Origin of the sequence: Bradyrhizobium sp. SZCCHNR1098 (assembly GCF_032489375.1) — a bacterium.
In the GTDB taxonomy this organism is placed as follows: domain Bacteria; phylum Pseudomonadota; class Alphaproteobacteria; order Rhizobiales; family Xanthobacteraceae; genus Bradyrhizobium.
In genome coordinates, this window is sequence record NZ_JAUEXY010000015.1 from 99,829 (window position 1) to 123,538 (window position 23,710).

General features: G+C 64.4%; 27 protein-coding genes. 20 read left to right on the top strand and 7 right to left on the bottom strand.

Annotation, left to right across the window (positions count from 1 at the left end; all coding sequences use genetic code 11):
* Positions 1–154: 154 nt before the first annotated feature.
* From QX135_RS27395 to QX135_RS27410, 4 genes are read left to right on the top strand one after another with little or no spacing between them, the layout of a single operon-like run.
* A complete protein-coding gene (locus tag QX135_RS27395; protein ID WP_316182406.1) occupies positions 155–1,087 on the top strand; it encodes a YVTN family beta-propeller repeat protein in 933 nt (310 codons plus the stop codon).
* A complete protein-coding gene (locus QX135_RS27400; protein WP_316182408.1) occupies positions 1,084–1,899 on the top strand; it encodes an ABC transporter ATP-binding protein in 816 nt (271 codons plus the stop codon). The genes QX135_RS27395 and QX135_RS27400 overlap by 4 nt, the downstream gene beginning before the upstream one ends.
* A complete protein-coding gene (locus tag QX135_RS27405) occupies positions 1,896–2,750 on the top strand; it encodes an ABC transporter permease (protein WP_316182410.1) in 855 nt (284 codons plus the stop codon). Before QX135_RS27400 ends, QX135_RS27405 begins: the two co-directional genes overlap by 4 nt.
* Entirely contained in the window at positions 2,747–3,358 is a 612-nt protein-coding gene (locus QX135_RS27410) for a hypothetical protein (RefSeq protein ID WP_316182413.1), read from the top strand. Before QX135_RS27405 ends, QX135_RS27410 begins: the two co-directional genes overlap by 4 nt.
* Positions 3,359–3,390: 32 nt before the next feature.
* Here the strand turns inward: QX135_RS27410 and QX135_RS27415 are convergent, their stop codons facing one another.
* Positions 3,391–3,951, bottom strand: coding sequence for a PQQ-dependent catabolism-associated CXXCW motif protein (locus tag QX135_RS27415; RefSeq protein ID WP_316182415.1), 561 nt, complete (start codon positions 3,949–3,951; stop codon positions 3,391–3,393).
* Positions 3,948–4,829: a substrate-binding domain-containing protein gene (locus tag QX135_RS27420; RefSeq protein WP_316182417.1), complete on the bottom strand. Its 882-nt coding sequence runs from the start codon at positions 4,827–4,829 to the stop codon at positions 3,948–3,950. The genes QX135_RS27415 and QX135_RS27420 overlap by 4 nt, the downstream gene beginning before the upstream one ends.
* A gap of 161 nt (positions 4,830–4,990) precedes the next feature.
* Here QX135_RS27420 and QX135_RS27425 point away from each other — a divergent pair, with 161 nt between their 5' ends.
* On the top strand, positions 4,991–5,917 hold the full coding sequence (locus tag QX135_RS27425) for a quinoprotein relay system zinc metallohydrolase 2 (RefSeq protein ID WP_315771592.1): 927 nt from the start codon (positions 4,991–4,993) through the stop codon (positions 5,915–5,917).
* A gap of 56 nt (positions 5,918–5,973) precedes the next feature.
* Positions 5,974–6,795, top strand: a complete 822-nt coding sequence (locus QX135_RS27430; protein WP_316182419.1) for a quinoprotein dehydrogenase-associated SoxYZ-like carrier — start codon at positions 5,974–5,976, stop codon at positions 6,793–6,795.
* A 20-nt stretch (positions 6,796–6,815) separates the two neighbouring features.
* Here the strand turns inward: QX135_RS27430 and QX135_RS27435 are convergent, their stop codons facing one another.
* Entirely contained in the window at positions 6,816–7,175 is a 360-nt protein-coding gene (locus QX135_RS27435; RefSeq protein WP_315771594.1) for a hypothetical protein, read from the bottom strand.
* A gap of 86 nt (positions 7,176–7,261) precedes the next feature.
* Between QX135_RS27435 and QX135_RS27440 the strand changes: the two genes are divergently transcribed.
* Genes QX135_RS27440 through QX135_RS27455 form a run of 4 tightly spaced genes read left to right on the top strand, consistent with a single transcriptional unit; the run spans position 7,262 to position 10,067 of the window.
* Entirely contained in the window at positions 7,262–8,242 is a 981-nt protein-coding gene (locus QX135_RS27440; RefSeq protein WP_316182422.1) for an ABC transporter substrate-binding protein, read from the top strand.
* A complete protein-coding gene (locus QX135_RS27445) occupies positions 8,242–8,979 on the top strand; it encodes an ABC transporter permease (RefSeq protein WP_315713201.1) in 738 nt (245 codons plus the stop codon). Before QX135_RS27440 ends, QX135_RS27445 begins: the two co-directional genes overlap by 1 nt.
* The gene (locus tag QX135_RS27450) at positions 8,969–9,679 is read left to right on the top strand and encodes an ABC transporter ATP-binding protein (protein WP_315741272.1); all 711 of its coding nucleotides are present in this window, start codon (positions 8,969–8,971) and stop codon (positions 9,677–9,679) included. The genes QX135_RS27445 and QX135_RS27450 overlap by 11 nt, the downstream gene beginning before the upstream one ends.
* Positions 9,680–9,719: 40 nt before the next feature.
* Positions 9,720–10,067, top strand: a complete 348-nt coding sequence (locus QX135_RS27455; RefSeq protein WP_316182425.1) for a hypothetical protein — start codon at positions 9,720–9,722, stop codon at positions 10,065–10,067.
* 30 nt (positions 10,068–10,097) lie between these two features.
* On the opposite strand, the gene QX135_RS27460 is transcribed toward QX135_RS27455, so the two are convergent.
* Positions 10,098–10,310: a hypothetical protein gene (locus QX135_RS27460; RefSeq protein ID WP_315741270.1), complete on the bottom strand. Its 213-nt coding sequence runs from the start codon at positions 10,308–10,310 to the stop codon at positions 10,098–10,100.
* A 215-nt stretch (positions 10,311–10,525) separates the two neighbouring features.
* On the opposite strand from QX135_RS27460, the gene QX135_RS27465 reads away from it, so the two are divergent.
* Positions 10,526–10,834, top strand: coding sequence for an EthD family reductase (locus tag QX135_RS27465; protein ID WP_315796444.1), 309 nt, complete (start codon positions 10,526–10,528; stop codon positions 10,832–10,834).
* Between the two features lie 168 nt (positions 10,835–11,002).
* Here QX135_RS27465 and pqqA read toward each other — a convergent pair whose 3' ends face one another.
* Both pqqA and QX135_RS27475 read right to left on the bottom strand, forming a co-directional pair.
* Positions 11,003–11,083, bottom strand: coding sequence for a pyrroloquinoline quinone precursor peptide PqqA (gene pqqA / locus QX135_RS27470; protein WP_009031067.1), 81 nt, complete (start codon positions 11,081–11,083; stop codon positions 11,003–11,005).
* A 217-nt stretch (positions 11,084–11,300) separates the two neighbouring features.
* Complete coding sequence (locus QX135_RS27475) at positions 11,301–11,573, bottom strand: hypothetical protein (protein WP_315741268.1); 273 nt, start codon at positions 11,571–11,573, stop codon at positions 11,301–11,303.
* A gap of 382 nt (positions 11,574–11,955) precedes the next feature.
* Here QX135_RS27475 and QX135_RS27480 point away from each other — a divergent pair, with 382 nt between their 5' ends.
* Genes QX135_RS27480 through QX135_RS27490 form a run of 3 tightly spaced genes read left to right on the top strand, consistent with a single transcriptional unit; the run spans position 11,956 to position 14,922 of the window.
* Positions 11,956–13,620 carry a methanol/ethanol family PQQ-dependent dehydrogenase gene (locus tag QX135_RS27480; RefSeq protein ID WP_315741267.1) on the top strand — a complete coding sequence of 555 codons (1,665 nt, stop codon included), beginning with the start codon at positions 11,956–11,958 and terminating at the stop codon, positions 13,618–13,620.
* 25 nt (positions 13,621–13,645) lie between these two features.
* Positions 13,646–13,987 (top strand): cytochrome c, encoded by a 342-nt coding sequence (locus tag QX135_RS27485; RefSeq protein ID WP_315771598.1) that lies wholly within the window; start codon positions 13,646–13,648, stop codon positions 13,985–13,987.
* On the top strand, positions 13,987–14,922 hold the full coding sequence (locus QX135_RS27490) for a transporter substrate-binding domain-containing protein (RefSeq protein WP_315741266.1): 936 nt from the start codon (positions 13,987–13,989) through the stop codon (positions 14,920–14,922). Before QX135_RS27485 ends, QX135_RS27490 begins: the two co-directional genes overlap by 1 nt.
* A 20-nt stretch (positions 14,923–14,942) precedes the next feature.
* On the opposite strand, the gene QX135_RS27495 is transcribed toward QX135_RS27490, so the two are convergent.
* A complete protein-coding gene (locus QX135_RS27495; protein ID WP_315741265.1) occupies positions 14,943–15,890 on the bottom strand; it encodes a helix-turn-helix domain-containing protein in 948 nt (315 codons plus the stop codon).
* 407 nt (positions 15,891–16,297) lie between these two features.
* Between QX135_RS27495 and xoxF5 the strand changes: the two genes are divergently transcribed.
* The 6 genes from xoxF5 to QX135_RS27525 all read left to right on the top strand — a co-directional run bounded on the left by xoxF5 (position 16,298) and on the right by QX135_RS27525 (position 23,648).
* Complete coding sequence (gene xoxF5, locus QX135_RS27500; protein WP_315741264.1) at positions 16,298–18,103, top strand: lanthanide-dependent methanol dehydrogenase XoxF5; 1,806 nt, start codon at positions 16,298–16,300, stop codon at positions 18,101–18,103.
* Between the two features lie 132 nt (positions 18,104–18,235).
* On the top strand, positions 18,236–18,715 hold the full coding sequence (locus QX135_RS27505; protein WP_315713645.1) for a c-type cytochrome, methanol metabolism-related: 480 nt from the start codon (positions 18,236–18,238) through the stop codon (positions 18,713–18,715).
* A gap of 78 nt (positions 18,716–18,793) precedes the next feature.
* Positions 18,794–19,903: an S-(hydroxymethyl)glutathione dehydrogenase/class III alcohol dehydrogenase gene (locus tag QX135_RS27510; RefSeq protein WP_315756267.1), complete on the top strand. Its 1,110-nt coding sequence runs from the start codon at positions 18,794–18,796 to the stop codon at positions 19,901–19,903.
* Between the two features lie 33 nt (positions 19,904–19,936).
* Positions 19,937–20,500: an S-(hydroxymethyl)glutathione synthase gene (gene gfa, locus QX135_RS27515; RefSeq protein ID WP_315713222.1), complete on the top strand. Its 564-nt coding sequence runs from the start codon at positions 19,937–19,939 to the stop codon at positions 20,498–20,500.
* A 359-nt stretch (positions 20,501–20,859) separates the two neighbouring features.
* A complete protein-coding gene (locus QX135_RS27520) occupies positions 20,860–21,312 on the top strand; it encodes a (2Fe-2S)-binding protein (protein WP_315741262.1) in 453 nt (150 codons plus the stop codon).
* 2 nt (positions 21,313–21,314) lie between these two features.
* The gene (locus QX135_RS27525) at positions 21,315–23,648 is read left to right on the top strand and encodes a xanthine dehydrogenase family protein molybdopterin-binding subunit (protein ID WP_316182430.1); all 2,334 of its coding nucleotides are present in this window, start codon (positions 21,315–21,317) and stop codon (positions 23,646–23,648) included.
* Positions 23,649–23,710 lie beyond the last annotated feature (62 nt).

The window sequence follows — 23,710 nt, forward strand, 5'->3', positions numbered from 1 at the left end:
GGATCGAACCATGCTGATGAGAATGCCTAGTCCGACATGCCGGGCCGGCATGCGTGCTGGTGTGGAGCCTTCCGCACACGCGCGTCCCGAAGGGCGATCGCAGCTTTGCAAGCGCTTCGGCACAGCAGTCAGCCTGCTCATCGCCGCACTCGTCATGGCCCATGCAGCCCCCGCCTCCGCCTACGTCGCCTTCGTCTCCAACGAAAAAGGCAACACCGTCTCCGTCATCGACACCGACACCTGGACGGTCACCAAGACCATCAAGGTCGGCCAGCGGCCGCGCGGCATCGCGTTCACGCGCGACGGCAAGTTCGTGATGGTCGCGGTCGGCGATGACGACACCATTCAGGTGATCGATGCCAAGAAGATGGAGGTGGTGGATACCCTGCCCTCCGGCCCCGATCCCGAGCTGTTCGCGCAGGACGCCGCCGGCAAGACGCTCTATGTCGCCAACGAGAACGACAACACCGTCACCGTGCTCGACCTCGAGAAGCGCGTCCGCATCGGCGACGTCCAGGTCGGCGTCGAGCCGGAGGGCATGATGCTCAGTCCGGACGGCAAGATCCTGATCTGCACCTCTGAAACCACCAACATGGCGCATTTCATCGACACGGCGACGCGCCAGATCGTGGCCAACGTGCTGGTCGATGCGCGGCCGCGCTATGCCGAGTTCAAGAGCGACGGCTCGGAGCTGTGGGTCTCCGCCGAAATCGGCGGCACCGTCTCGATCATCGATCCGGCCAAGCGTGAGGTCACCGGCAAGATCAAGTTCGCCGTGCCCGGCCTGCGCAGCGAGGCGATCCAGCCGGTCGGCATCGCCCTGACCAAGGACGGCAAGACCGGCTTCGTCGCGCTCGGCCCCGCCAACCGCGTCGCGGTCGTCGACGGCACCACCCACGAGGTGAAGAAATATCTCCTGGTCGGCCAGCGCGTCTGGCACATGGAGTTCACGCCGGACGAGAAATATCTTCTGGTCACCAACGGCGTCTCCAACGACGTCTCGGTGATCGACGTCGCCGCGCAGAAGGTGATCAAGACCATCCAAGTCGGCGAGCTGCCCTGGGGCATCACGATTGCACAGCCATGACGACGCAAAACGCACCCGCTCTCGACTCGACAGGCTCTGCATCGCAGACGGCGCCCGAGCAGGTCCCGGCGCTGTCGATCGCCGGCGTCAGCCATTCCTACGGTGCACGCAAGGCGCTGAACGACGTCAGCTTCGCCGTCCAGCCTGCGAGCTTCACCGCCCTGCTCGGCCTCAACGGCGCCGGCAAGAGCACGCTGTTCTCGCTCATCACGCGGCTGTTCGCGGTGCAGACCGGCCAGATCGGCATTTTCGGCCATGACATCGGCCGGACGCCGGGCGAGGCGCTGCGGCTGCTCGGCGTCGTGTTCCAGCCGCGCACGCTCGATCTCGATCTGTCGCTGACCCAGAACCTGCTCTATCACGCCGCGCTGCACGGCATCTCGCGCCGCGAGGCCCGCGCGCGCAGCGAGGAGCTGCTGGCGCGCATAGGCCTCGCCGACCGCGCCGGCAACAAGGTGCGCGACCTCTCCGGCGGCCAGATGCGCCGCCTTGAAATCGCCCGCGCCCTGCTGCACCGGCCGCGCCTGCTGCTGCTCGACGAGGCCACCGTCGGCCTCGACGTCAAGGCGCGCGCCGACATCGTCGGCCATGTCCGCCAACTCGTCGCCGAGCAGGGCATCGGCGTGCTCTGGGCGACGCATCTGTTCGACGAGATCGCGGCGACCGACGATCTCGTGGTGCTGCATCAAGGCCGCGTGCTGGCGCGCGGGCCCGTCCCGCAGGTCATCGCCGAGGCCGGTGCGACCGACGTCAACGCGGCGTTCGCGCGGCTGACGACCCAGGCCAGTCCGGCGCGGAGCTCCGAGCCATGACCGTCACCACCATGCACGCCCCCCCACCCACACGCAGCGGCTTCTCGGCCGGCGAATACATCACTTGCCTCACCGGCATCGTCTGGCGCGAGGGCCTGCGCTTCCTGCATCAGCGCGAGCGCTTCGTCTCGGCGCTGGTACGGCCGCTGGTCTGGCTGTTCATCTTCGCCGCCGGCTTCCGCCAGGTGCTGGGCATCTCGATCATCCCGCCCTACGAGACCTACATCCTCTACGAGGTCTATATCGCGCCCGGCCTGATGGCGATGATCCAGTTGTTCAACGGCATGCAGTCGTCGCTGTCGATGGTCTATGACCGCGAGATGGGCAACATGCGCACCTTGCTGGTGAGCCCGCTGCCGCGCGGCTATCTCCTGTTCTGCAAGCTGCTCGCCGGCACCGCCGTCTCGGTGCTGCAGGTCTATGCGTTTCTCGCCATCGCCTGGTTCTGGGACATCACCCCGCCGCCGATGGGCTATCTGACGGTGCTGCCGGCGCTGATCCTGTCCGGCCTGATGCTCGGCGCGCTGGGCATGCTGATTTCCTCCGGCATCAAGCAGCTCGAGAATTTCGCCGGCGTCATGAACTTCGTGATCTTCCCGATGTTCTTCGCCTCATCGGCGCTCTACCCGCTCTGGCGCGTCGAGGAAGGCAGTCCCTGGCTGGCTTATCTCTGCGAAGCCAACCCCTTCACCCACGCGGTCGAGCTCATCCGCTTTGCGCTGTACGGCAAGCTGAACTGGGTTTCGCTCGCGGTGGTCGGCGGCTGCACCGCCATATTCATGATCGGCGCGATCCTGGCCTATGATCCGTCGCGGGGGTTTGTCAGGCGTGGTCCCGGAGGCGAGGCATGAGGTTGAGAACGATACTGGCGGCCGTCGCCATCGCTGCGTCAGCCAGTGCTGCGCAAGCCGCCGATCCGCGCTATCCGGATTGGCCCTGCCCGCAGGCCAAGGTGCCGGAAATCTCCATCGCGGCGGTGTGGTCCGGCCCGCCGATCGACGATATCGGCGCGAGCTGGAAGGACGATGCGAAGGTGGCCGAGCTCGTCGCCAAGCTTGCCGCGCGCCGTATCCCGCTGGAGCAGGCCCAGAAGGACGTGGCCGATTTCCTGACCGGAACGTCCGAGGAGAAGACACGCAAGGGCAAGCTGCTGTTCGTCGGGCTGTTCGACACGCTGAACGCGCAGCGGACATCGGTCATGAACGGCCTCGAGCGCGTCATGCGCAAGCAGCGCGAGGCCGTCGACAAAGTGCGCGGCGACACGATCAAGCTGCAGGAGATGCAGAGCAGCGCCGCGCCGGATCAGGCCAAGGTCGAGGAAATGACCAACCAGTTGAACTGGGAGACGCGCATCTTCGAGGATCGGCGTCGCGTGATGAAGTTCGTCTGCGAGGTGCCGACCGCGATCGACCAGCGCCTGTTCGCGCTGGCCCGGGAGATCCAGCAGGACATGGAGTAGCTGTTTTGATGCGCTCTCGCCGCCCTCCCCGCTCACTCCTCAGGCCGCGGCTCAGGCTGCGTCTGCTGCAGCGGCAGGTCGGCGCGGCTCCAGCCGTCGGTCCCGTCGGGATACCAGGCGACGTTGCGATAGCCAAAGGTAAGCGCGCGCTTGGCGGCATTCCACGACATCCAGCAGTCTTCGAGGCAGTAGAACACGAGCAGACGACCGAGGTCGCCGCCCGACGCGTGCGCCAGCCCGCGCTTCAGATAGTCCTCAGTCTGGGGCGCCAGCACACCATAACCGGTGTCGGGCAGCCACATGCTGCCGGGAATGTCCAGGCGCGGCTGCTCGCGCCACACCGTCCCTGCCGGCAGATCCTTCGGCTTGGGCGGGCGCGGCAGCACGTCGACGAAGGCGGCCGATTTTGCGCGCCAGATCGCCTCGGTCTCCCGCGTCGACAGCACGCGCGCACCGGCCAGGGTCGTCGGCACCGGCGCGCGGTAGTTCTCGGTCCGGTAGCTGTCCGGCTCCGGCACGAGATCATCGGCTCGCACCGCCGCGGCGATCAGCAGCACGCCTGCCAACGCCGCCGCGGCGAGCCGAACGATCATGGCGATGTCTTCGCCGCAGCCTCGGCGGTGATCAGATGATTGCTCTCGTCCAGCAGCGGCACCCCGAAGTCCAGCAGGATCTTGTTGATCTCACCCTGGTTCTCCTGGATCAGCCTGTTGAGCTGACGGCGCCAGTTCTGGTCCGCGCCACGGACGCCCATGGCGATGCGATAGATCAGCGTCGGCCCGCTGGTCTCTTTCACCAGCGGCGTCACGTGCAGCTGCGGGCTCGCCTGCTTGGCGTAGTACCCGGCCATCGGGCCCCACAGCACGCCGGCATCGATATCGCCGGACTTCAGATCGTTGATCATCGCCTCCGCCGACGAATCGACGCGGGTGTCGATCATCAGCGGATAGGGCTTTGCGGTCGGCATCAGCCCGGCCAGCGCCATGTTGGTCGCCGGCGGCGTGCCCGCCACGATGCCGATATGCTTGCCCTTGAGCTTGGCGTCCTCCAGCGTCGTCACGTCGGCGAGATCGGAGCCCGGCTTGGTCACGATCGCGTAGGAGGTCCGGTAATACGGGCTGGTGCTCTGCACCAGGTCGTCCCCTTGGGGAAAGCCCATGATCACGTCGCAGCGGTGCGAGCCCAGCGTCATGCGCACGAATCCGGTGGCCTGCGGGAAGAACGTGTAGTCGACCTTCTTCTGCAGCTTGGCGGCAAAGAGCTCGGCCAGCTTGTTCTCGAAGCCGTCGCCCTTCTCGTTCGAGAACGGCAGGTTGCGCGGATCGGCGCAGACCCTGAGCACCTTGGGATCGACCAGCTCGATCGACAGGTCCAGGCCATCATTGCTCTGCGCGAAAGCGGCGGCCGGTCCGAGCAGAGTGAGCCCCGCGGCAACGGCCAGCGAGCAGGCAAGTTTGTGACGCTTCGTCATCCGTATTTCCATCCCTATCGAACGCATCGCGGTATTTTTGAAAATGCTAGGCCGCCGGCCGCTCCGGTGCAACAGCCGCCGTCATCGCGAAGAGTTGACCCATTGCTGCACCGCAACGTCCATCGTCTGACGCACACCTCTCACGCGAGCAAGGCAAGCCGATGGTGAGACAATTGATCATCGCGATCACCGCCTGGGGGGCGCTGGCGCTAGGCAGCGCCGCTCTTGCCATGCCGCCGGAACTCGAGGTCAGCGAGATCGCGCCCGGCGTGTTCGTTCACGTCGGCCAGACCGCGCTGATGAACGCGGCGAACGAGGGCGCCATCGCCAATGTCGGTTTCATCGTCGGCAACGACGCGGTCGCCGTGATCGACACCGGCGGCAGCGTCCGCGAAGGCCGCGCGCTGCTGGCAGCGATCCGCGCCCGTACCGCCAAGCCGGTGCGCTACGTCGTCAACACTCACGCCCATCCGGATCACGCATTCGGCAACGCGGCATTCGAGGGCGACGGCACGCGCTTCGTCGGCGCCAAGAACCTGCCGCGCGCGCTTGCATTGCGCGGACCGCACTACATCGAGGCGTTCCGGCGCCTGATGGGCGCCGAGCTGATCGACGAGGTCCGTCTCGTCGCCCCGTCGATCCTCGTGGACGACGAGATGATGCTCGACCTCGGCGGCCGTACCCTCACGCTCAAGGCCTGGAGCACCGCGCATAGCGACTGCGACCTGTCCGTCTATGATGACCGGAGCCGGATCTTGTTCGCCGGCGATCTCGTATTCCTGCGTCACATCCCGGTGATGGATGGCAGCCTGCGCGGCTGGATCGCCGACATGGCCGCGCTCGCGATCATCCCGGCCGAGCGCGTCGTCCCGGGCCATGGCCCTGTCAGCCCGTGGCCACTGGCGCTCAGCGACGAGCGTCGCTACCTCGACATATTGGCCCACGACGTTCGCGGGCTGATCAAGGCGGGCAAGCCGATCGCGGACGCCGCTGGGGCCGCCGGATCGGAGCGCGGCAAATGGGAGCTGTTCGACGACTACAATGCCCGCAACGCAACGGCGGCATTCTCGGAAATGGAATGGGAATGAGGGCGGCAACGCGCTATGATTGTTAATTCACCCGACTGCCCGAGGAGGATTGCGCCATGATCCGGCTCCACCTGCCGTCCACCCTGCTTCTCGGGGCATGCCTCGCGCTTGCCTTCGCACCTGCGAAGGCCGCTGATGGTTACGATCCCTGGCCGGGACTAGTCCAGGACATCTTCAACAACAAGGCGATGCAGGACGGCAGCAATGTGCTGTCGATCGAGATGCCGACGCGCGCCGAGGATGCCTCGGTGGTTCCGGTCACCCTGCGCAGCAAGCTGTCGCCCGCCGACGAGCGCCGCATCAAGACCATCACGCTGGTGATCGACCAGAATCCCGCGCCCATGGCGGCCAAGTTCACGCTCGGCGCGGACGCCAACGTGACCGCGATCTCGACGCGGGTCCGCGTCAACAACTACACGGATGTGCATGCGGTGGCCGAGCTCACCGACGGCCAGCTCTATGTGGTCAAGACCTTCGTCAAGGCTTCCGGAGGCTGCTCGGCCCCGGCGGCGAAGAATCCGGACGAGGCCAAGGCGCGCATCGGCCAGATGCGCTACCGGCAGTTCACGCAGAGCAGCGACGGCGCCACGAGCGGCATCCGCGAAGCGCAGGTCATGGTCGGGCATCCCAACAATTCCGGGCTCCAGATGGACCAGGTGACGCAGCTCTACATTCCGGCCTTCTTCATCGACCGGCTGACGCTGTCGCAGGACGGCAGCCTGGTGCTGTCGGTCGAAGGCGGCATCTCGATCTCGGAGGATCCCAATATCCGCTTCACCTACGTGTCGAACGGCGCCAAGCAATTCCGTGCGGAAGCGAAGGATACGCAGGGCCACGTGTTCGAGCACGACTGGCCGGCCGACGGCTCAGGAACTTGATGCGGCAGAGCGGCAGCGCTTCAGAAGCATCTCACTTCGGCTTCGGCCTGCGCCCGACGGAGATCGTTCAGCGCGGTGGCGGCCTGCTCGGACGTGCGGAACTGGGTGCCGAGAGTGCTGTGCACCTGGGACATGCTGAGGACGGTCTCGGCCGTGACGTAGCGCTCATAGGGAAGGATCGAGGCGATCACGTCGATCGAGCAGGAGCACTGCGCGATCGCCTCCCGGGTCTCGCCATTGGCCTTCATGCAGCCGAACACATATTCGGCCCGCGCAGAGGTCGGATAGTCGTTGAGATCCTCGGCGTGAGCCGACCCGCGCAGCGCGATCATGGCAATGAGGGTGGCGACAATCGGTCCTACCGGAACAGCACTACGCATCACAGTCCTCCGCGGCATCGCAGCCGAAGCTATGCTAAGAGAATGAGGCTGAAAAGAACACATCTCGAGGAAATGCAGACGGGCTCATGACGCAGATCGGTCGTTTGTTGATGGCGATTGTCGCCTGCGCCCTGCTGCCGGTCACGGCATGCTGCGCCGCCGAGACCGTCAAGGTTGCAGTGCAGAAGACCGGCACCTTCGCCTGGGAGCTGGCCGTGATCCGCGCCCGCCAGCTGGACAAACAGGCGGATATCGCGATCGATGCGGTCGAGCTTGCGAGCCCGGAGGCCGGCAAGATCGCGTTGCGTGCCGGCAATGCCGACATCATGGTATCGGACTGGCTGTGGGTGTCGCGCGAGCGTGCGCTCGGCGCCAAGCTGACCTTCTATCCCTATTCGAGCGCGCTCGGCGCCGTGATGGTGCCGGCGACCTCACCGATCAAGACACTTTCCGATCTGAAGGGACGCAAGCTCGCGGTGGCCGGCGGCCCGCTCGACAAGAGCTGGCTGCTGCTGCAGGCCACGCTCAAGCGCGACGGCGTCGATCTGAAATCGCAGGCAACCATCACCTATGGGGCACCGCCGCTGCTGGCCGCCAAGCTGGCCGACGGCGAGATGGATGCGGGCTTGAACTTCTGGAATTTCTGCGCGGCCCTGGAGGCCAAGGGCTTCCGCCGGCTTGCCGGCATCGAGGACCTGCTGCCGCCATTCGGCGCCAAGGGCCGCACCGCGATGATCGGCTATGTCTTCGACGAGGACTGGGCCGCCAAGCATCGCGATCTCGTCGCACGCTTCCTAACCGTCACGGCCAAGGCCAAGGAGATCCTGGCGACTTCCGACGCCGACTGGCAAACGATCGCCCCGCTGACCGGCGCACAGGACGACGCCACCTTGCGCGCCTACCGCGACCGCTATCGCGAAGGTATTCCGCGCCGGCCGGTGGCCGAGGAAGAGGCTGACGCCCGCGTTCTCTACGGCGTGCTCGCCTCGATCGGCGGCCGCGATCTGGTCGGCCCCGCGGCTGAGCTCAGTCCCGGCACCTACTACAGGGCGGATGCGAGGGATTAGTGCTGCGGCTGTTGTCCTTTGCGCTTCTGCTCGCCACCTGGTGGATTGCCGCGGCTGTCGCCGGCAGCGCCAAGCTGCCATTGCCATCGGCCGTGCTTGCGGTTGCGGTGGCGGAGGCGCGGTCCGGCGCGCTGTTTCTGCATCTCGGCGCAACGCTCGCCCGCGTAGCCCTCGCCTTCACTCTGTCGATGACACTCGGCTCGGCAATCGGCTTTTTGATGGGGCGCAGCCAGCTCGCCAACCGCCTCGGCGATCCCTGGCTGATCCTGCTGCTCAATCTGCCGGCGTTGGTGGTGATCGTGCTCGCCTATATCTGGGCCGGTCTCACTGAGGTCGCTGCGATCGCGGCGATCGCGATCAACAAGCTGCCGACGGCCGTCGTCACCCTGCGTGAAGGCGCCCGCGCGCTCGATCCATCGCTCGACGAGATGGCCAAGGTGTTTGCCTTTTCGCGCGGACGCATCCTCCGCCACGTCCTGCTGCCGCAGCTCGCACCTTATATTGCGGCTGCCGCGCGCTCCGGCCTTTCATTGGTCTGGAAGATCGTGCTGGTGGCCGAACTGCTCGGACGGCCCAACGGCATCGGCTTCGAGATCGGCGTCGCCTTCCAGCTGTTCGACATTCCGCTGCTGCTCGCCTACTCGCTCAGCTTTGCTGCCGTGGTGCTGGTGATCGAGGCCGTCATCGTCCAGCCGTTCGAGCAGCGCGCATCGAGGTGGCGGCTCCGTGCGGCTTGAGGTCGATATCAGGTCCAAGAGCTACACCAGCGCCAATGGCAAGCGCCAGGAGGTGATTGCGGGCATTGCCTTTGCGCTGCAGCGGGGCGAGGTCGGCGTCGTCGTCGGCCCCTCCGGGTGCGGCAAGAGCACGATGCTGCGGATTCTCGCCGGTCTGGACAACGACTATCAGGGCCAGGTATCGCGGCCTGAGGGAGCCCGGCTGGCGATGGTGTTCCAGGAGCCGCGGCTGCTGCCGTGGCGATCGGTGGAGGACAACGTCCGGCTGGCAGCGCCCGGTGTTGCCGAGGACAGGCTGGCCGCGATCTTCGGCGTGCTCGAGCTCGAGGGACATCGCAGCCATTTTCCAGGCGAGTTGTCGCTCGGCCTCGCCCGCCGTGTCGCGCTGGCGCGCGCCTTTGCGGTCGAGCCGGATTTCCTCATCCTGGATGAGCCGCTGGCTTCGCTCGACGACGCGCTCGCCGCGCGGCTGCGCGAGGAGATTGCGACGCTGGTGGCCAACAGGCCGATGATCACGCTCCTGGTCACGCACAGCATGGACGACGCGGCGCGGCTCGGCGACCGGATCTTCCTGCTATCCTCGCGCCCCGCCCGTCTGCTTCATTCAGTCCCGATCGACCTGCCGCGCGCGCAGCGCAACAACGACACCGTTGCGGCGACCAAGGCCGATCTGGCGCGACTGGATTTTTCCGTGTCATAGTCATGGCAATCAAAGGACGTCGGAAACCCAGGGAAATGCCATGAAACGCGAACTCGCCGTGACGGCAACCATTCTGTTCGCCATGCCGCTCGCAGCCGTCGCACAAAGCAAGGGCATCCGGCTCTGGAATCTGACCACCGCAACGATGACCGGCTTTCAGCTCTCTCCGGCCGACCAGAACAACTGGGGTCCGAACCAGACGCTGAGCGACAAGGACAAGGAGCTCGATCACGACGAACGGCTGAAGCTCACCGGCATCGAGCCTGGGCGCTACGACGCCAAGGTGAGCTATGCCGGCGAGCGGCAGTGCGTCGTACGCGGCCTCGACATCAAGGCCGACGCCGTGATCTCGGTCGCGGACAAGGACCTCAAGGAGTGCACGAAGTAGGCAGCCAGCGCGCCGACGGCCAAACCGGCCTCAGGCCTTGTCGTTAGTGTGCGGATATTCGCAGCGCCACCGCACTGCCGTCCATTTCGGGTGCTCGCCGATCCACTGGGCGATGTAGGGCGGCGCCTTCATCGCGCATTGCTGCAGGGAGGCGCCGCCATCTGCGAAAACGAGATGCTGCTCCTCGCAGGTGGCCGGAGACAGGACTGCGCAGACGGTGATGACGAGATCGATGGGGCTCATGGCTCGTTGTCCTTCAATAAGCCTGAAGCAACGTACCTGAAACTACGACATCCGGCTGCATCAGTTTCTCTTTGCACAACAAATTATCCAGCGGAACCAAGGCTGGAACGACCATCCCCGGGCCAAGCCGGCCCTGACGCTTGATCCGAACCGGCAGATCGGCTGCAATGGACTCGGTCGATCGACCTCAAAAAGAGCGAATGCGGAGGAAGCAGATGCCCAAGGTTCTCGTACTCTACAAGACCCCCAAGAGCGCCGAGGCGTTCGACAAACACTACATGAACGTCCACGTGCCGCTGGCGAAGAAGATTCCCGGCCTGAAGAGCTACGATATCAGCCGCGGCCCGGTGAATGGGCCGGCGGGCGCCACCAACATCCACCTCGTTGCCACCCTGGTATTCGATTCGATGCAGGCGCTGCAGGCGGGAATGGGCTCTGCCGAAGGCAAGGCGGCGGCGGGCGATCTGCCCAACTTCGCCGATGGCGGCGTCGATCTGTATATCTTCGACACGCAGGACGTTTGATCCTTGGACGGTCCTCAGGCCGTCACCAACGTTCGGCGGTGTGCCCGTCATACCCGATCGGCCGAGAGGCCGGTCGCCGGGACGATCTCGCGGGTCGTCTGCAGAATGGATCCGCCAAGCCAGTCCGAAGCAAATTTTGCTCTTCGTGGCTTGGCAGACCGCTACGCGCTACTTGCGCGCCGCACAGGCGTACATGTTGATTTCCATGCCAACCGGCACTTCGACGATCTTCGGTGTCTTCCAGGCCATTTCAAGCTCCCAAGTTCGACTATCATTGACTGACGCATTGCTCGCGCCGACGTCGAAGCTAGGACCGCATCAGGTGGAACGCAAGGCTCCGCAACCGTGGAGCATTTCCCAGCGGTTGGCGATCGATTGAACGAAACAAAAATCCAGCCGCCTGGCTGGACGCCGTTCCGCCTCAATCCTCGTAGGACGTGCCCCCTGAGCGGGACGGCAGCTTCGCTCACGCACCGCCCGGCTGCACATAGCAGAACACATATCGATTGCGGCTCAGGAAGATGATGCCGTGCCCCGTCGGATTTCCCTTGTCCCACTTCAGCTTGTGATCGGGGACCTCGATTTCGGTACCGACATCGATGTGCGGACGGCCACGCGGCTCATCGGGACGGTCATCGGTGATGATGACATAGGTCTTGCCGTTGCGGACATGGATCTCATCGGCAAAGTAGGCGTCAGCCTCACCGCAGCATGATGCCGTCGGGACATCGGGCTGCATCAACGCCTCGTACCATTGACGCAATGCAGGATCGACCGCTCCCCACTGACCGAGATCACGCGCACTCGCACTCACCCAAAGGCAACAAAGCATGCCGAGCCAAAGGATGGTTCGTCTCATCCGCCTACTCCTCTGTTGTCCCGGCATGATGCAGTGAAGCAATGTTCGTGCCGCAACGCAGCATAGGAGCGGTGCCATCATGCCGAACTCGATCAGCGAGCAGCGACAACGGCTTGGCTGCTCCGTCCGAATCGAACGAGGAGGGCTTCCCGATGAGACGAGGGTCGTTGCCACCTTTTCGTATTGACGGTTCCTGATTTCGAGGGGAGTGTTGTTCCCGCAGCGTCAGGATAGGCGCGCATAAAAATCTCGGAGGAAATGAATGAAGCGGATCGCGCTGGCCGCAGGCCTCGCCATTTTTGCATCACATGGTGCAAGCGCGCAGAGCGCCGATCAGTTGGTCAAGGGTGCAACTGATACGGCAAACGTCCTCAACTACGGCATGGGCTACAATCTGCAGCGGTTCAGCCCGCTCACCCAGATCAACAAGGACAACGCCAAGAACCTGGTCCCGGTCTGGAACTACAGTTTCGCCGATGATCGCAGTGAAGAATCGCAGCCGCTGGTCTATCAGGGCGTGCTGTACGTCACGACCCACAATGCGACGATGGCCGTCGACGCCAAGACCGGCAAGCAGATCTGGAAGAGCAAGATCGACTATCCCGCCGAGACGCCGCGCGTGGTCTGCTGCGGCATCATCAATCGCGGCGCCGCACTGTACGACGGCAAGGTGTTCCGGACGACGCTCGATGCCAACGTGATTGCGCTCGATGCCAAAACCGGCAAGGAGCTGTGGCGCCAGAAAGCCGCCGATATCAAGGAAGGCTACTCGATGACCGTCGCGCCGCTGGTGGCCGACGGCGTCGTTTTGACGGGCATCTCCGGCGCCGAGTTCGGCACCCGCGGCTTCATCGATGGTTGGGATCCCGCGACGGGCAAGCATTTGTGGCGCACGCACACGGTCCCGAGCCCGGATGAACCCGGCGGCGACACCTGGAAGGGCGACACCTGGAAGCTGGGCGGCGGCTCGACCTGGATCACCGGCTCCTACGATCCCGAGCAGAACACCGTGTTCTGGGGCGTCGGTAATCCCGGACCGTTCAACGCGGCGGTGCGCCCGGGCGACAACCTCTACACCTGCTCGGTGCTCGCGCTCGATCCGAAGACCGGCAAGATGAAGTGGCACTTCCAGTTCTCGCCGAACAATCCGTTCGACTACGACGCGGTCGCGGAGATGGTGCTCGCCGATATGAACGTCGAGGGCAAGCCGACCAAGGTGCTGATGAACGCTAACCGCAATGGCTTCTTCTACGTGCTCGATCGCACCAATGGGAAGCTGCTCGCGGCCAACCCCTATGTGAAGGTGAACTGGGCCTCCAGCATCGACCTGAAGACCGGGAAGCCGGTCGAGACCGACGTGACGCGTGATGCGCGCGAGGGCAAGAAGGTCACGGTCTATCCGTCGATTCTCGGCGGCAAGAACTGGGAGCCGATGTCGTTCAATCCGCAAACGGGATTGGCCTATGCCAATACGCTCGTGTTCGGCGGTCACTACAAGACCGAGCCTGCGACCTACAAGGCCGGCGAGTGGTACCTCGGCATGGACCTGACGGATCTGTGGGATTGGCCGGAAGGGCCGCGCGGTCAGCTCAAGGCCATCGATCCGATGACCGGCAAGACCAAGTGGGAGCAGCCGAGCGACATCCCGCGCTTCTCCGGCGTGCTGTCCACGGCAGGCGGCGTGGTGTTCTCGGGCAAGCTGACCGGCGAGTTCGAAGCTTTCGACGCCGACAGCGGCAAGAAGCTGTGGCAGTTCCAGACCGGCTCCGGCATCGAGGGCCAGCCCGTCACCTGGCAGCAGGACGGCGTGCAGTATGTCGCTGTCACCTCCGGCTACGGCGGCGTCTACTCGCTGTTCTCCGGTGACGAGCGCCTCGCCAACGTTCCGGCAGGCGGCTCGTTGTGGGTCTTCGCGGTCAAGAATTGAGTGCGGATCGCCCGTGAGACAGACCATGTTCATGAGAACGGCGGCGGCCTTCGCCGCCGTCATGGCGACTTTGGCCGTGCCATCGACGACCGCCCTCGCCCAACAACAAGATGGCAGCGCTGCACACAGCCAGGTCGACCTCGGCAAGACGACGTTCGCTCAGAAGTGCTCGCACTGCCACGGGCCCAACATGGTGAACTCCGGCACTGTGACGCCCGACCTGCGCCGGTTTCCCGATGACCAGCCTCGTTTCGTCACCACGGTGAAGCAGGGCAAGAACGGCCGCATGCCGCCCTGGGGCGATATTCTCAGCGATGACGAGATCACCGCGCTGTGGGCCTACGTTTCGAGCCGGAGAGCGCAGTGATGCGCCATCTCTGCTGTTGGTTGGCCGCCTTGATGATTTCGACGGTATCGTCAGCGGCTTCAGCCGCCGACGACGTGCTGCGCATCTGCCTCGACGAAAATCTTCCGCCACTCTCGGTCCATCATCGTGGCAAGCCCGGCGGCGGCTTCGATGTCCTGCTCGGTCAGGCGATCGCCGATCGCCTCGGCAGGAAGCTCGAGATCCAGTGGTACGAGAGCAAATTGGACGAAGATTCCAGTCCAGCGTTGGAGGCGAATGCACTGCTATCGGACGGACGCTGTTCGTTGCTCGGCAGCTATGCGTTCACGCAGGACGGCTTGGTCGCGCCGGGCGTCAAGACGGCCAAGCTGCCGGACTTCGATGGCGCCACGCGCGACGACCGCCGCCGCCGTGTTCCGCTCGGCACGCTGATGCCGAGCAAGCCGTACATGTTCTCAACACTGACCGTCGTTCTCGGACCTTCCGCGAAACCGCGCCCGATTACCGACATCGGCGATCTGGCCGGGCTGCGGCTGGCAATCGAGAGCGGAACGTTGGCGGATGCCATCCTGATGACGTTCGACAAGGGACGGCTGATCGACGACATCACTCATTTGATTCCGGCGCGGGACGATCTGCTCGGCGCGCTCGAACAGGGTAAGTTCGACGCGACCCTGCTCGATAGCAGACGTTTCGATGCGTATCGGGCGGCTCATCCCGACACCAAGCTCGGCGGGTCGGGCTACAGCTATCCGATCGGCGTGAACCGAGGTTATGTCGGGCTGGCCAGTTCGGCCGAACTCATCACATCGGTCGACAAGGCATTGACGGAGCTCGACGGCTCCGGGGCCCTGGCGAATCTCGGTCGGTCCGCCGGACTGACCTATCTTCCGCCGCGCGAGCCGGTGATTCTCGGCGATGCATTCCAGAGGATCATCCGGAGCGGCGCACGCTAGCGCGGTCGCTCCACGACCGCTCAGCGCGCCGCAGTCTTGTGAACCGACGATGGCACGACGCCGAAATATTTGCGGAAGACGCGACTGAAGTGCGACGAGCTCGAAAAACCCCATGAGAACGCGACATCGGTGATGGTCTTGCCGCTCTGCGTCTCCAGCTCCTGACGGCAATGCTGAAGCCGGGCCCGCCAGATGTAGTCGCTGACCGTCATCCCACGATCGCTGAAGACCATGTGAAGGTAGCGCTTGGTGCAACCCAGGGCCGCCGAAATCTGATCGATGCACAGATCGGGATCGCGCAGATGCTCGCGGATGAAGGCTTGAGCGCGGATATAGACCGCCTCGGGTCCCGCACGGTCCAGCATTCGATCGGCTTCGCGCAGCGGCAGCAGCAGCAGATCGATCAGCGACTCGGCGACGCTGGCCGCCGAGTTGGGCGACAGCCGGGTCGCCTCGTCGAACGCGGCATGGGTGACGTCATGCGCAATCCGACCGGTCCCGCTCCGCGCCGACAGCTTGTATGCCGGCATCTTCTCCGACCGGAAACCGCGCTCCTGCAACAGCTCCTTGGGCACGATGACAACGTCATGGCGCGTCAACGCGGGGCTGATGATCGTGTGCGGCGACGACACATCGTAGGCGAGGCAATCGCCGGGGCCGATCTCGATCTGGCGGCCATCCTGCTCGAAATAGGACGTTCCATAGGTCTGGAACAAGATCTTGATGTAGGGATGTGCCGCCTTTTGCGCACGCGCATAGGAATGCGCAATGCGGTGCTGGCTGGCCTCGATCTGGCAGAGCTTCAGGCGCGACACCGTCGTGAAATTGATGCGCCCCTCGAATGAGGCCCCCTCCAGCGGATCGACATCGAAACGTCCGCACAGGTCGGTCAGTGCATCTGACCAACGCTGGATCTGGCTCTTCGGCGAGAAGCCCGAAGTATTAAGCGAGCGGATCGTATCGGACATGTTTCATCCACCGATTCATGATCGAAACGCAACGGGTCCGCCGCAGGACGGCGAACGAGACTGCAGCAAGATTGCTCCCATTTTAAGGCTGCGGCTCTTTCGCGGCGCACTCGTTCCATAACGCGCCCTGTCTGATCCTCCGCCTTCATCTCTGTAAGGTCAAGGGAAACGTCAACCCTCGGTGGAACCGCGATGCTGCAAATTGATGCTGCGCAGCAAGAGTGGCCCTCATGTTGCGGACCAGCAAAGCAAAATCTCCTTCAAAAACTTCTATTCGCTTCACTCTTGAGCAAGCTCTTTTCTCTTTTGGGCAAGTTTCCCGGTTGGGAAGTGGATAATCAATGATGCCGAAAACGAATACTGGGCCGCGTGATGCGGAACCTCAGTTGAACCCGGGAGGAAAGACGATGCGAAGAGTGCTACTCGCAACATGTCTGACGTCAGTCGCGGCGCTCGCCGCGGGTGGCGCGTGGGCCAGTGAAGAGCTGGTCAAGATGTCGGCCAACCCGAAGGACTGGGTGATGCCGGCGGGAGACTACGCCAATACGCGTTACTCCAAGCTCAACCAGATCACCGCCCAGAACGTCGGCAAGCTGCAGGTCGCGTGGACCTTCTCCACCGGCGTGCTGCGCGGCCATGAAGGCGGACCGCTCATCATCGGCAACCTGATGTATGTGCATACGCCGTTCCCGAACAAGGTGTATGCGCTCGATCTCGCGCAGGACAACAAGATCGTCTGGAAGTACGAGCCCAAGCAGGACCCGAACGTCATTCCGGTGATGTGCTGCGACACGGTCAATCGCGGCGTCGCCTATGGTGACGGCAAGATCTTCCTGCATCAGGCCGACGACAAGCTGGTGGCGATCGACGCCAAGACCGGCCAGCATGTCTGGACCGCCGTCAACGGCGATCCGACCAAGGGCCAGACCGGCACCTCGGCGCCGCTGGTGGTGAAGGACAAGGTCCTGGTCGGCACGTCCGGCGGCGAGTTCGGCGTCCAGTGCAGCATGACCGCTTACGACATCAAGAGCGGCAAGCAGGTCTGGAAGGCCTACTCCGAAGGTCCGGATGACCAGATCCTGTTCGATGCCAACACCACCGCGCTCGGCAAGCCGGTCGGCAAGGACTCGAGCTTGAAGACCTGGCAAGGCGATCAGTGGAAGACCGGCGGCGGCTGCACCTGGGGCTGGATCTCCTACGATCCGCAACTCGACATGGTCTATTACGGGTCGGGCAATCCCTCGACCTGGAACCCGAAGCAGCGTCCCGGCGACAACAAGTGGTCGATGACGATCTTCGCCCGCCACGCCGACACCGGCGTCGCGAAATGGGTCTATCAGATGACGCCCCACGACGAGTGGGACTATGACGGCGTCAATGAGATGATCCTGTCGGACCAGTCGATCAACGGTCAGCCGCGCAAGCTGCTCACGCACTTCGACCGTAACGGCCTCGGCTATACGCTCGACCGTGCCAGCGGCGAGCTCCTCGTCGCCGAAAAGTTCGACCCGAAGGTGAACTGGACCACCGGCGTCGACATGGACAAGAACTCGCCGACCTACGGCCGTCCGAAGGTTGTCGATCAATACTCGACCGACAAGCAGGGTGAAGACGTCAACACCAAGGGCATCTGCCCGGCGGCGCTCGGCACCAAGGACGAACAGCCGGCCGCCTACTCGCCGGACACGCAGCTGTTCTACGTTCCGACCAACCATGTCTGCATGGACTACGAGCCCTTCAAGGTGAGCTACACCGCAGGTCAGCCCTATGTCGGCGCGACGCTGTCGATGTATCCGCCGGCGGGTGAGACCCATATGGGCAACTTCATCGCCTGGGACGGCAAGACCGGCAAGATCGCCTGGTCGAACAAGGAGCCGTTCTCGGTGTGGTCGGGTGCGCTCGCAACGGCCGGCGGCGTGGTGTTCTACGGAACGCTCGAAGGCTACCTCAAGGCGGTCGATGCCAAGACGGGCAAGGAGCTCTACAAGTTCAAGACTCCGTCCGGCATCATCGGCAACGTCACGACCTACGAGGCAGGCGGCAAGCAGTATGTCGCCGTGCTCTCGGGTGTCGGTGGCTGGGCCGGCATCGGTCTCGCGGCGGGCCTGACGGATCCGACCGCCGGTCTCGGTGCGGTCGGCGGCTACGCAGCGCTGAGCAACTACACCGCCCTGGGCGGCGCGCTCACCGTGTTCTCGCTCCCGCAGCAGTGAGCTAGGCACCTGCTTCCGGCGCATGGATCTCGTCCATGCGCCGGTTCGCCTGCCCCAGAAAATTAAGGGAAGACGCCCTTGCGTAGAATCTGTTTTGCGGTCGCCACGGCTCTGATCCTGGCAACCGGCGGGATGACTGTCGCCGAAAATGCCTGGGCGGAAAGTCCGGGAGATCCTGCGGCCGTCAAGTCCGAAGACGGGAAGTACTTCGATAAGGATGGCAATCCGACCTACAAGGTGGGCGCCGACGGATCGGTCGACTGGTACACCTACTCCGGATACCGCCGCTATCATTCCGAATGCCACGTCTGCCACGGGCCCGACGGCATGGGATCGACTTATGCGCCTGCGCTGAAGGACTCGGTCAAGACCATGAGCTACGGCGATTTCATCGGTGTCATCGCCAGCGGCCGCAAGAATGTCAGCACGTCCCAGGAGAACGTCATGCCGGCTTTCGGCGACAATCCGAACGTGGCCTGCTACATGGACGACCTCTACATCTACCTGCGCGCCCGCGGCAATGACGCGGTGGGACGCGTTCGCCCGGCCAAGCACGAGGACAAACCGCCAGCCTATACGGAAGCGGAGAACTCCTGCATGGGCAAGAAATGACTGACGACGGGGACCGCGCCTGAACAGTTTCCCTGGGCAGCGTCGCGGGCTCAAGAGAATGAAAGAGGAGTTTGAGACATGAAGACGCGCGCCGCGGTCGCTTTCGAAGCCAAGAAGCCGCTGGAGATCGTCGAGGTCGACCTCGAAGGGCCGAAGGCCGGCGAGGTACTGGTCGAGATCAAGGCCACCGGCATCTGCCACACCGATGCCTACACGCTCGACGGTTTCGACAGCGAGGGCATCTTCCCCTCGATCCTCGGCCATGAGGGCGCCGGCATCGTGCGCGAGGTCGGCCCTGGCGTGACCTCGGTCAAGCCCGGCGACCACGTCATTCCGCTCTACACACCGGAATGCCGCCAGTGCAAGAGCTGCCTCAGCCGCAAGACCAATCTCTGCACCGCGATCCGCGCCACGCAGGGCAAGGGCCTGATGCCCGACGGCACGTCGCGCTTCAGCTACAAGGGCCAGGCCATCTACCACTACATGGGCTGCTCGACCTTCTCCAACTTCACCGTGCTGCCGGAGATCGCGGTCGCGAAGATTCGCGAGGACGCGCCCTTCGACAAGAGCTGCTATATCGGCTGCGGCGTCACCACGGGCGTCGGCGCAGTCGTTAATACGGCCAAGGTCACGCCCGGCTCGAACGTCATCGTCTTCGGCCTCGGCGGCATCGGCCTCAACGTGCTCCAGGGCGCGCGGATGGCGGGCGCCGACAAGATCGTCGGCGTCGACGTCAATGACAGCAAGGAAGAATGGGGGCGCCGCTTCGGCATGACCCACTTCGTCAACCCGAAGAAGGTGACCGGCGACATCGTCCAGCATCTGGTTGCGCTGACGGATGGCGGTGCCGACTACACCTTCGACTGCACCGGCAATACCACGGTGATGCGCCAGGCGCTGGAAGCCTGCCATCGCGGCTGGGGCGAATCGATCATCATCGGTGTCGCCGAAGCCGGCAAGGAGATCGCGACCCGCCCGTTCCAGCTCGTCACCGGACGCGTCTGGAAGGGCACGGCGTTCGGCGGCGCGCGCGGGCGCACCGACGTTCCCAAGATCGTCGACTGGTACATGAACGGGAAGATCGAAATCGACCCGATGATCACCCACACGCTCAAGCTCGAAGACATCAACAAGGGCTTCGACCTGATGCATGAGGGCAAATCGATCCGTTCCGTCGTCGTGTTCTGACCCCAAGCACGCAAAACTGAGGAGGATTGCGCCATGACTGTCCACATCCACCCGTCCGTCGATAACGGCGTCAAACAGGGAAGCGGCCATTTCGCCGGCGGCACGCTGGTCTGCAAGTGCCACGACCGGCCGGTCAAGGTCGGCATCAAGGGCGATGTCGCGCATAACCACGCGTGCGGCTGCACCAAATGCTGGAAGCCCTCCGGCGCGACCTTCTCGGTCGTTGCAGTGGTGCCGCGGCAGAACGTCACGGTGCTGGAGAACGGCGACAAGCTCAAGATCGTCGATCCCTCCGCCGTCATCCAGCGTTACGCCTGCACCGGCTGCGGCACGCATATGTATGGCCGCATCGAGAACACGGGCCACCCGTTCTACGGCCTCGACTTCATTCACCCCGAGCTGTTCCAGGAGCAGGGTTCGGCCGCGCCGGGCTTTGCGGCCTTCGTCTCCTCGGTGATCGAGTCGGGCGTGAAGCCGGAACAGATGGGCGAGATTCGGGCGCGATTGAAGGAGCTGGGGCTCGAGCCCTATGACTGCCTGTCGCCGGCCCTGATGGATGCGATTGCCACCCACGTGGCGAAAGCAAAGGCGGCCTGACGGCCGCCACGTACCAAGCGTACCAACTGAAGCGTTCCTTCCTGAAGACTTGGTGCCTCGCCTGCCCCACGCTGGCGAGGCATTCTTTTTTGTCGTCGTTTTGGTCTGGCGGCCGCCATTGTTGTCGGCGCACCGCCCATTGTTCCGCATTTGCATTGCAGCGGGCTGCACGCGCAGCGCTCGTCTGCTCTGACAACACACGCGCCTGTGTAGACCGACGCCTGTCCCGGTCTGCTATCATTAGTCGTTTTCCGACAACTCTCGATTGATCCGGCGCGTGCACGTAAGGACATGTGGTCCCGCGCGCGTCCACCAACGATCAGAACAGCGACCATTGGTCCGACAGAGCGAGGGCGAACATGATCAAGGTGAAAATCAACGGACAGGAGCAGAGCTGGGATGGCGATCCGAGCCTGCCGCTGCTGTGGTATCTGCGCGACGAGCTGGGTTTGACCGGAACGAAATATGGGTGCGGCGCGGCGCTGTGCGGCGCCTGCACCGTGATAGTCGACAAGGAAGCGGCGCGCGCCTGCATCACCGCAGTGTCGGATGTCGCGGGACGGGAGGTCACCACCATCGAAGGTCTGCATCCGACTGGAGATCATCCGGTGCAGAAGGCGTGGCGGCAGGTCAACGTGCCGCAATGCGGCTTCTGCCAGGCCGGGCAGATCATGCAGGCGGCCGCACTCTTGAACGAGAATCCCAAGCCGTCGCATGACCAGATCAGGGATGCGATGGCCGGCAACATCTGCCGCTGCGGCTGCTATCAGCGCATCGAGAATGCGGTCCATCTGGCCTCGACGGGGGTGTGATCATGAGCATCATCGCAAATCCCGACATCGCAAAGTCCGCGTCTCGCCGCGGCTTCGAGCGGCATCTCAAGGTCGAGAACGTCTCGCGCCGTACCATCCTGCAGACGCTGGGCCTCGCCGGCGGGTTCGTGCTCGCGGCTCCCTTGCTGTCGCGCCCGGCGTTTGCCGCCTATGAAACCGGCGCCGGCAAGATGCCGCACGGCACCGTGGTCGATCCCAAGGTTTTCGTTTCGATCGCCCCCGACGGCATCGTGTCGATCCTCGCCCACCGCTCCGAGATGGGCACGGGCGTGCGTACCAGCCTGCCACTGATCGTGGCGGAGGAAATGGAAGCCGACTGGTCGCGCGTGCGCGTCGTGCAGGCTCCCGGCGACGAGGTGAAGTTCGGCAACCAGGATACCGACGGTTCGCGCAGCACGCGGCACTATCTGCTGCCGATGCGACAGATCGGCGCCATGGCGCGGGCGATGCTCGAAGCCGCGGCGGCCAAGCGCCTCGGCGTGCCGCCGAGCGAAGTGAAAGCCGTCAATCATGAGGTCGTGCACAGCGCCAGCGGCCGCCGCCTCGGCTTCGGCGAGCTCGCGGCCGATGCAGCCAATCTGCCGGTCCCTGCGGTCGACACCGTGCAGCTGAAGTCGCCGAAGGACTTCCGTTATCTCGGCAAGGGCCAGGTCAGTATCGTCGATCTGCACGACATCACCGTCGGCAAGGCGCGCTATGGAGCCGACGTCCGCCTGCCCGGCATGAAATACGCGGTTATCGCCCGGCCGCCGGTCACCGGCGGCAAGGTCAAGTCGTTCGATCCGGCCGAGGCGCTGAAGGTGCCCGGCGTCGAGCAGGTGATCGAGGTCAAGGGCTGGCCCTGGCCGTCGAAGTTCCAGCCGCTTGGCGGCGTCGCCGTGATCGCGCGCAACACCGGCGCTGCAATCAAGGGTCGCGACGTGCTCAAGGTCGAGTGGGACGACGGCGCCAATGCTGCTTACGACTCCGTCGCCTATCGCGCCGAGCTCGAAGCCGCCGCACGCCAGCCGGGCCTCGTCGTACGCCAGGAAGGCGACGTCGAGGCCGCGCTGAAGTCGGCCGACAAGGTGATCACCGGCGAGTACTACCTGCCGCATTTCGCCCATGCCAGCATGGAGCCGCCGGTCGCGGTCGCCGACGTCAAGGGCGACAAGGCCGAGATCTGGGCGCCTGTGCAGAGCCCCGGCGGCACGCACGAGGATGTCGCCAAGACGCTGCAGATCCCGCCGGAGAACGTGACCGTCAACGTCACCCTGCTCGGCGGCGGGTTCGGGCGGAAGTCCAAATGCGACTTCGCGCTCGAGGCTGCCCTGCTGTCGAAGACGCTGGGTGCGCCGGTCAAGGTGCAGTGGACGCGCGATGACGACCTCCATCACGATTTCCTGCACACCGTGTCGGTGGAGCGCATCGAAGCCGGGCTCGACAAGAGCGGCAAGGTGGTGGCCTGGCGCCACCGCAGCGTCGCGCCGACCATCCTGTCGACCTTCGCGGCGGGCGCCGATCATGCCGCGCCGTTCGAGCTCGGCATGGGCCTCGTCGACATGCCGTTCGAGATCGCCAACATCCAATGTGAGAATCCCGCCGCCAAGGCGATGACCCGCATCGGCTGGTTCCGCTCGGTCTCCAACGTCCCGCGCGCCTTCGCCGTGCAGTCGATGGTCGGCGAGATCGCCCATGCCACCGGCCGCGACCAGAAGGACACGCTGCTCGAGCTGATCGGCACTCCGCGCGTCCTGAAGCTCGCCTCGGTGAAGGATCTCTGGAACTACGGCGAGCCCTACGAGAGCTACCCGATCGACACCGGCCGGTTGCGCCGCGTCGTCGAGTTCGTGGCCGAGAAGGGCAATTGGGGCCGCTCGGTGCCCAAGGGCCACGGCCTCGGCATCGCCGCGCATCGCAGCTTCGTCAGCTACATCGCCACCATCGTGGAGGTGTCGGTCGACGACAAGGGCAAGCTTGTGGTGCATCAGGTCGACACCGCGATCGACTGCGGCACCTTCGTCAACCCCGAGCGCATCGCCTCGCAGCTCGAAGGCGCCGCGATCATGGGGCTGAGCCTCGCCAAATATGGCGAGATCAGCTTCAAGAACGGTCGGGTGCAGCAGCGCAACTTCGACGACCATCCAGTGGTCCGAATCGACGAGGCACCGCTGGTCACCAATGTGCACATCGTGCCCGTTGATGCCGACACGCCGCCGAGCGGCGTCGGCGAGCCGGGCGTGCCGCCATTCGCGCCGGCGCTCGCCAACGCGATCTTTGCCGCCACCGGCAAGCGCCTGCGGGCGCTGCCGATCGGCAATCAGCTCGCGACCTGAGCTTGCAGCAATCAGCAGATCGTCGGCCGGAGCGATCCGGCCGGTGATCCCAGCGGAAGAAG

Coding starts and splice junctions, on each gene's coding strand:
- QX135_RS27480 (WP_315741267.1), top strand. CDS start 11,956: ATGAAGCGGATCGCGCTGGCCGCAGGCCTCGCCATTTTTGCATCACAT.
- QX135_RS27460 (WP_315741270.1), bottom strand. CDS start 10,310: ATGAGCCCCATCGATCTCGTCATCACCGTCTGCGCAGTCCTGTCTCCG.
- QX135_RS27455 (WP_316182425.1), top strand. CDS start 9,720: ATGAAACGCGAACTCGCCGTGACGGCAACCATTCTGTTCGCCATGCCG.
- QX135_RS27490 (WP_315741266.1), top strand. CDS start 13,987: ATGCGCCATCTCTGCTGTTGGTTGGCCGCCTTGATGATTTCGACGGTA.
- QX135_RS27435 (WP_315771594.1), bottom strand. CDS start 7,175: ATGCGTAGTGCTGTTCCGGTAGGACCGATTGTCGCCACCCTCATTGCC.
- QX135_RS27410 (WP_316182413.1), top strand. CDS start 2,747: ATGAGGTTGAGAACGATACTGGCGGCCGTCGCCATCGCTGCGTCAGCC.
- QX135_RS27415 (WP_316182415.1), bottom strand. CDS start 3,951: ATGATCGTTCGGCTCGCCGCGGCGGCGTTGGCAGGCGTGCTGCTGATC.
- QX135_RS27405 (WP_316182410.1), top strand. CDS start 1,896: ATGACCGTCACCACCATGCACGCCCCCCCACCCACACGCAGCGGCTTC.
- QX135_RS27520 (WP_315741262.1), top strand. CDS start 20,860: ATGATCAAGGTGAAAATCAACGGACAGGAGCAGAGCTGGGATGGCGAT.
- QX135_RS27510 (WP_315756267.1), top strand. CDS start 18,794: ATGAAGACGCGCGCCGCGGTCGCTTTCGAAGCCAAGAAGCCGCTGGAG.
- QX135_RS27485 (WP_315771598.1), top strand. CDS start 13,646: ATGTTCATGAGAACGGCGGCGGCCTTCGCCGCCGTCATGGCGACTTTG.
- QX135_RS27395 (WP_316182406.1), top strand. CDS start 155: ATGGCCCATGCAGCCCCCGCCTCCGCCTACGTCGCCTTCGTCTCCAAC.
- QX135_RS27495 (WP_315741265.1), bottom strand. CDS start 15,890: ATGTCCGATACGATCCGCTCGCTTAATACTTCGGGCTTCTCGCCGAAG.
- QX135_RS27425 (WP_315771592.1), top strand. CDS start 4,991: ATGGTGAGACAATTGATCATCGCGATCACCGCCTGGGGGGCGCTGGCG.
- pqqA (WP_009031067.1), bottom strand. CDS start 11,083: ATGGCCTGGAAGACACCGAAGATCGTCGAAGTGCCGGTTGGCATGGAA.
- QX135_RS27505 (WP_315713645.1), top strand. CDS start 18,236: ATGACTGTCGCCGAAAATGCCTGGGCGGAAAGTCCGGGAGATCCTGCG.
- xoxF5 (WP_315741264.1), top strand. CDS start 16,298: ATGCGAAGAGTGCTACTCGCAACATGTCTGACGTCAGTCGCGGCGCTC.
- QX135_RS27430 (WP_316182419.1), top strand. CDS start 5,974: ATGATCCGGCTCCACCTGCCGTCCACCCTGCTTCTCGGGGCATGCCTC.
- QX135_RS27525 (WP_316182430.1), top strand. CDS start 21,315: ATGAGCATCATCGCAAATCCCGACATCGCAAAGTCCGCGTCTCGCCGC.
- QX135_RS27475 (WP_315741268.1), bottom strand. CDS start 11,573: ATGCAGCCCGATGTCCCGACGGCATCATGCTGCGGTGAGGCTGACGCC.
- QX135_RS27420 (WP_316182417.1), bottom strand. CDS start 4,829: ATGACGAAGCGTCACAAACTTGCCTGCTCGCTGGCCGTTGCCGCGGGG.
- QX135_RS27465 (WP_315796444.1), top strand. CDS start 10,526: ATGCCCAAGGTTCTCGTACTCTACAAGACCCCCAAGAGCGCCGAGGCG.
- gfa (WP_315713222.1), top strand. CDS start 19,937: ATGACTGTCCACATCCACCCGTCCGTCGATAACGGCGTCAAACAGGGA.
- QX135_RS27400 (WP_316182408.1), top strand. CDS start 1,084: ATGACGACGCAAAACGCACCCGCTCTCGACTCGACAGGCTCTGCATCG.
- QX135_RS27440 (WP_316182422.1), top strand. CDS start 7,262: ATGACGCAGATCGGTCGTTTGTTGATGGCGATTGTCGCCTGCGCCCTG.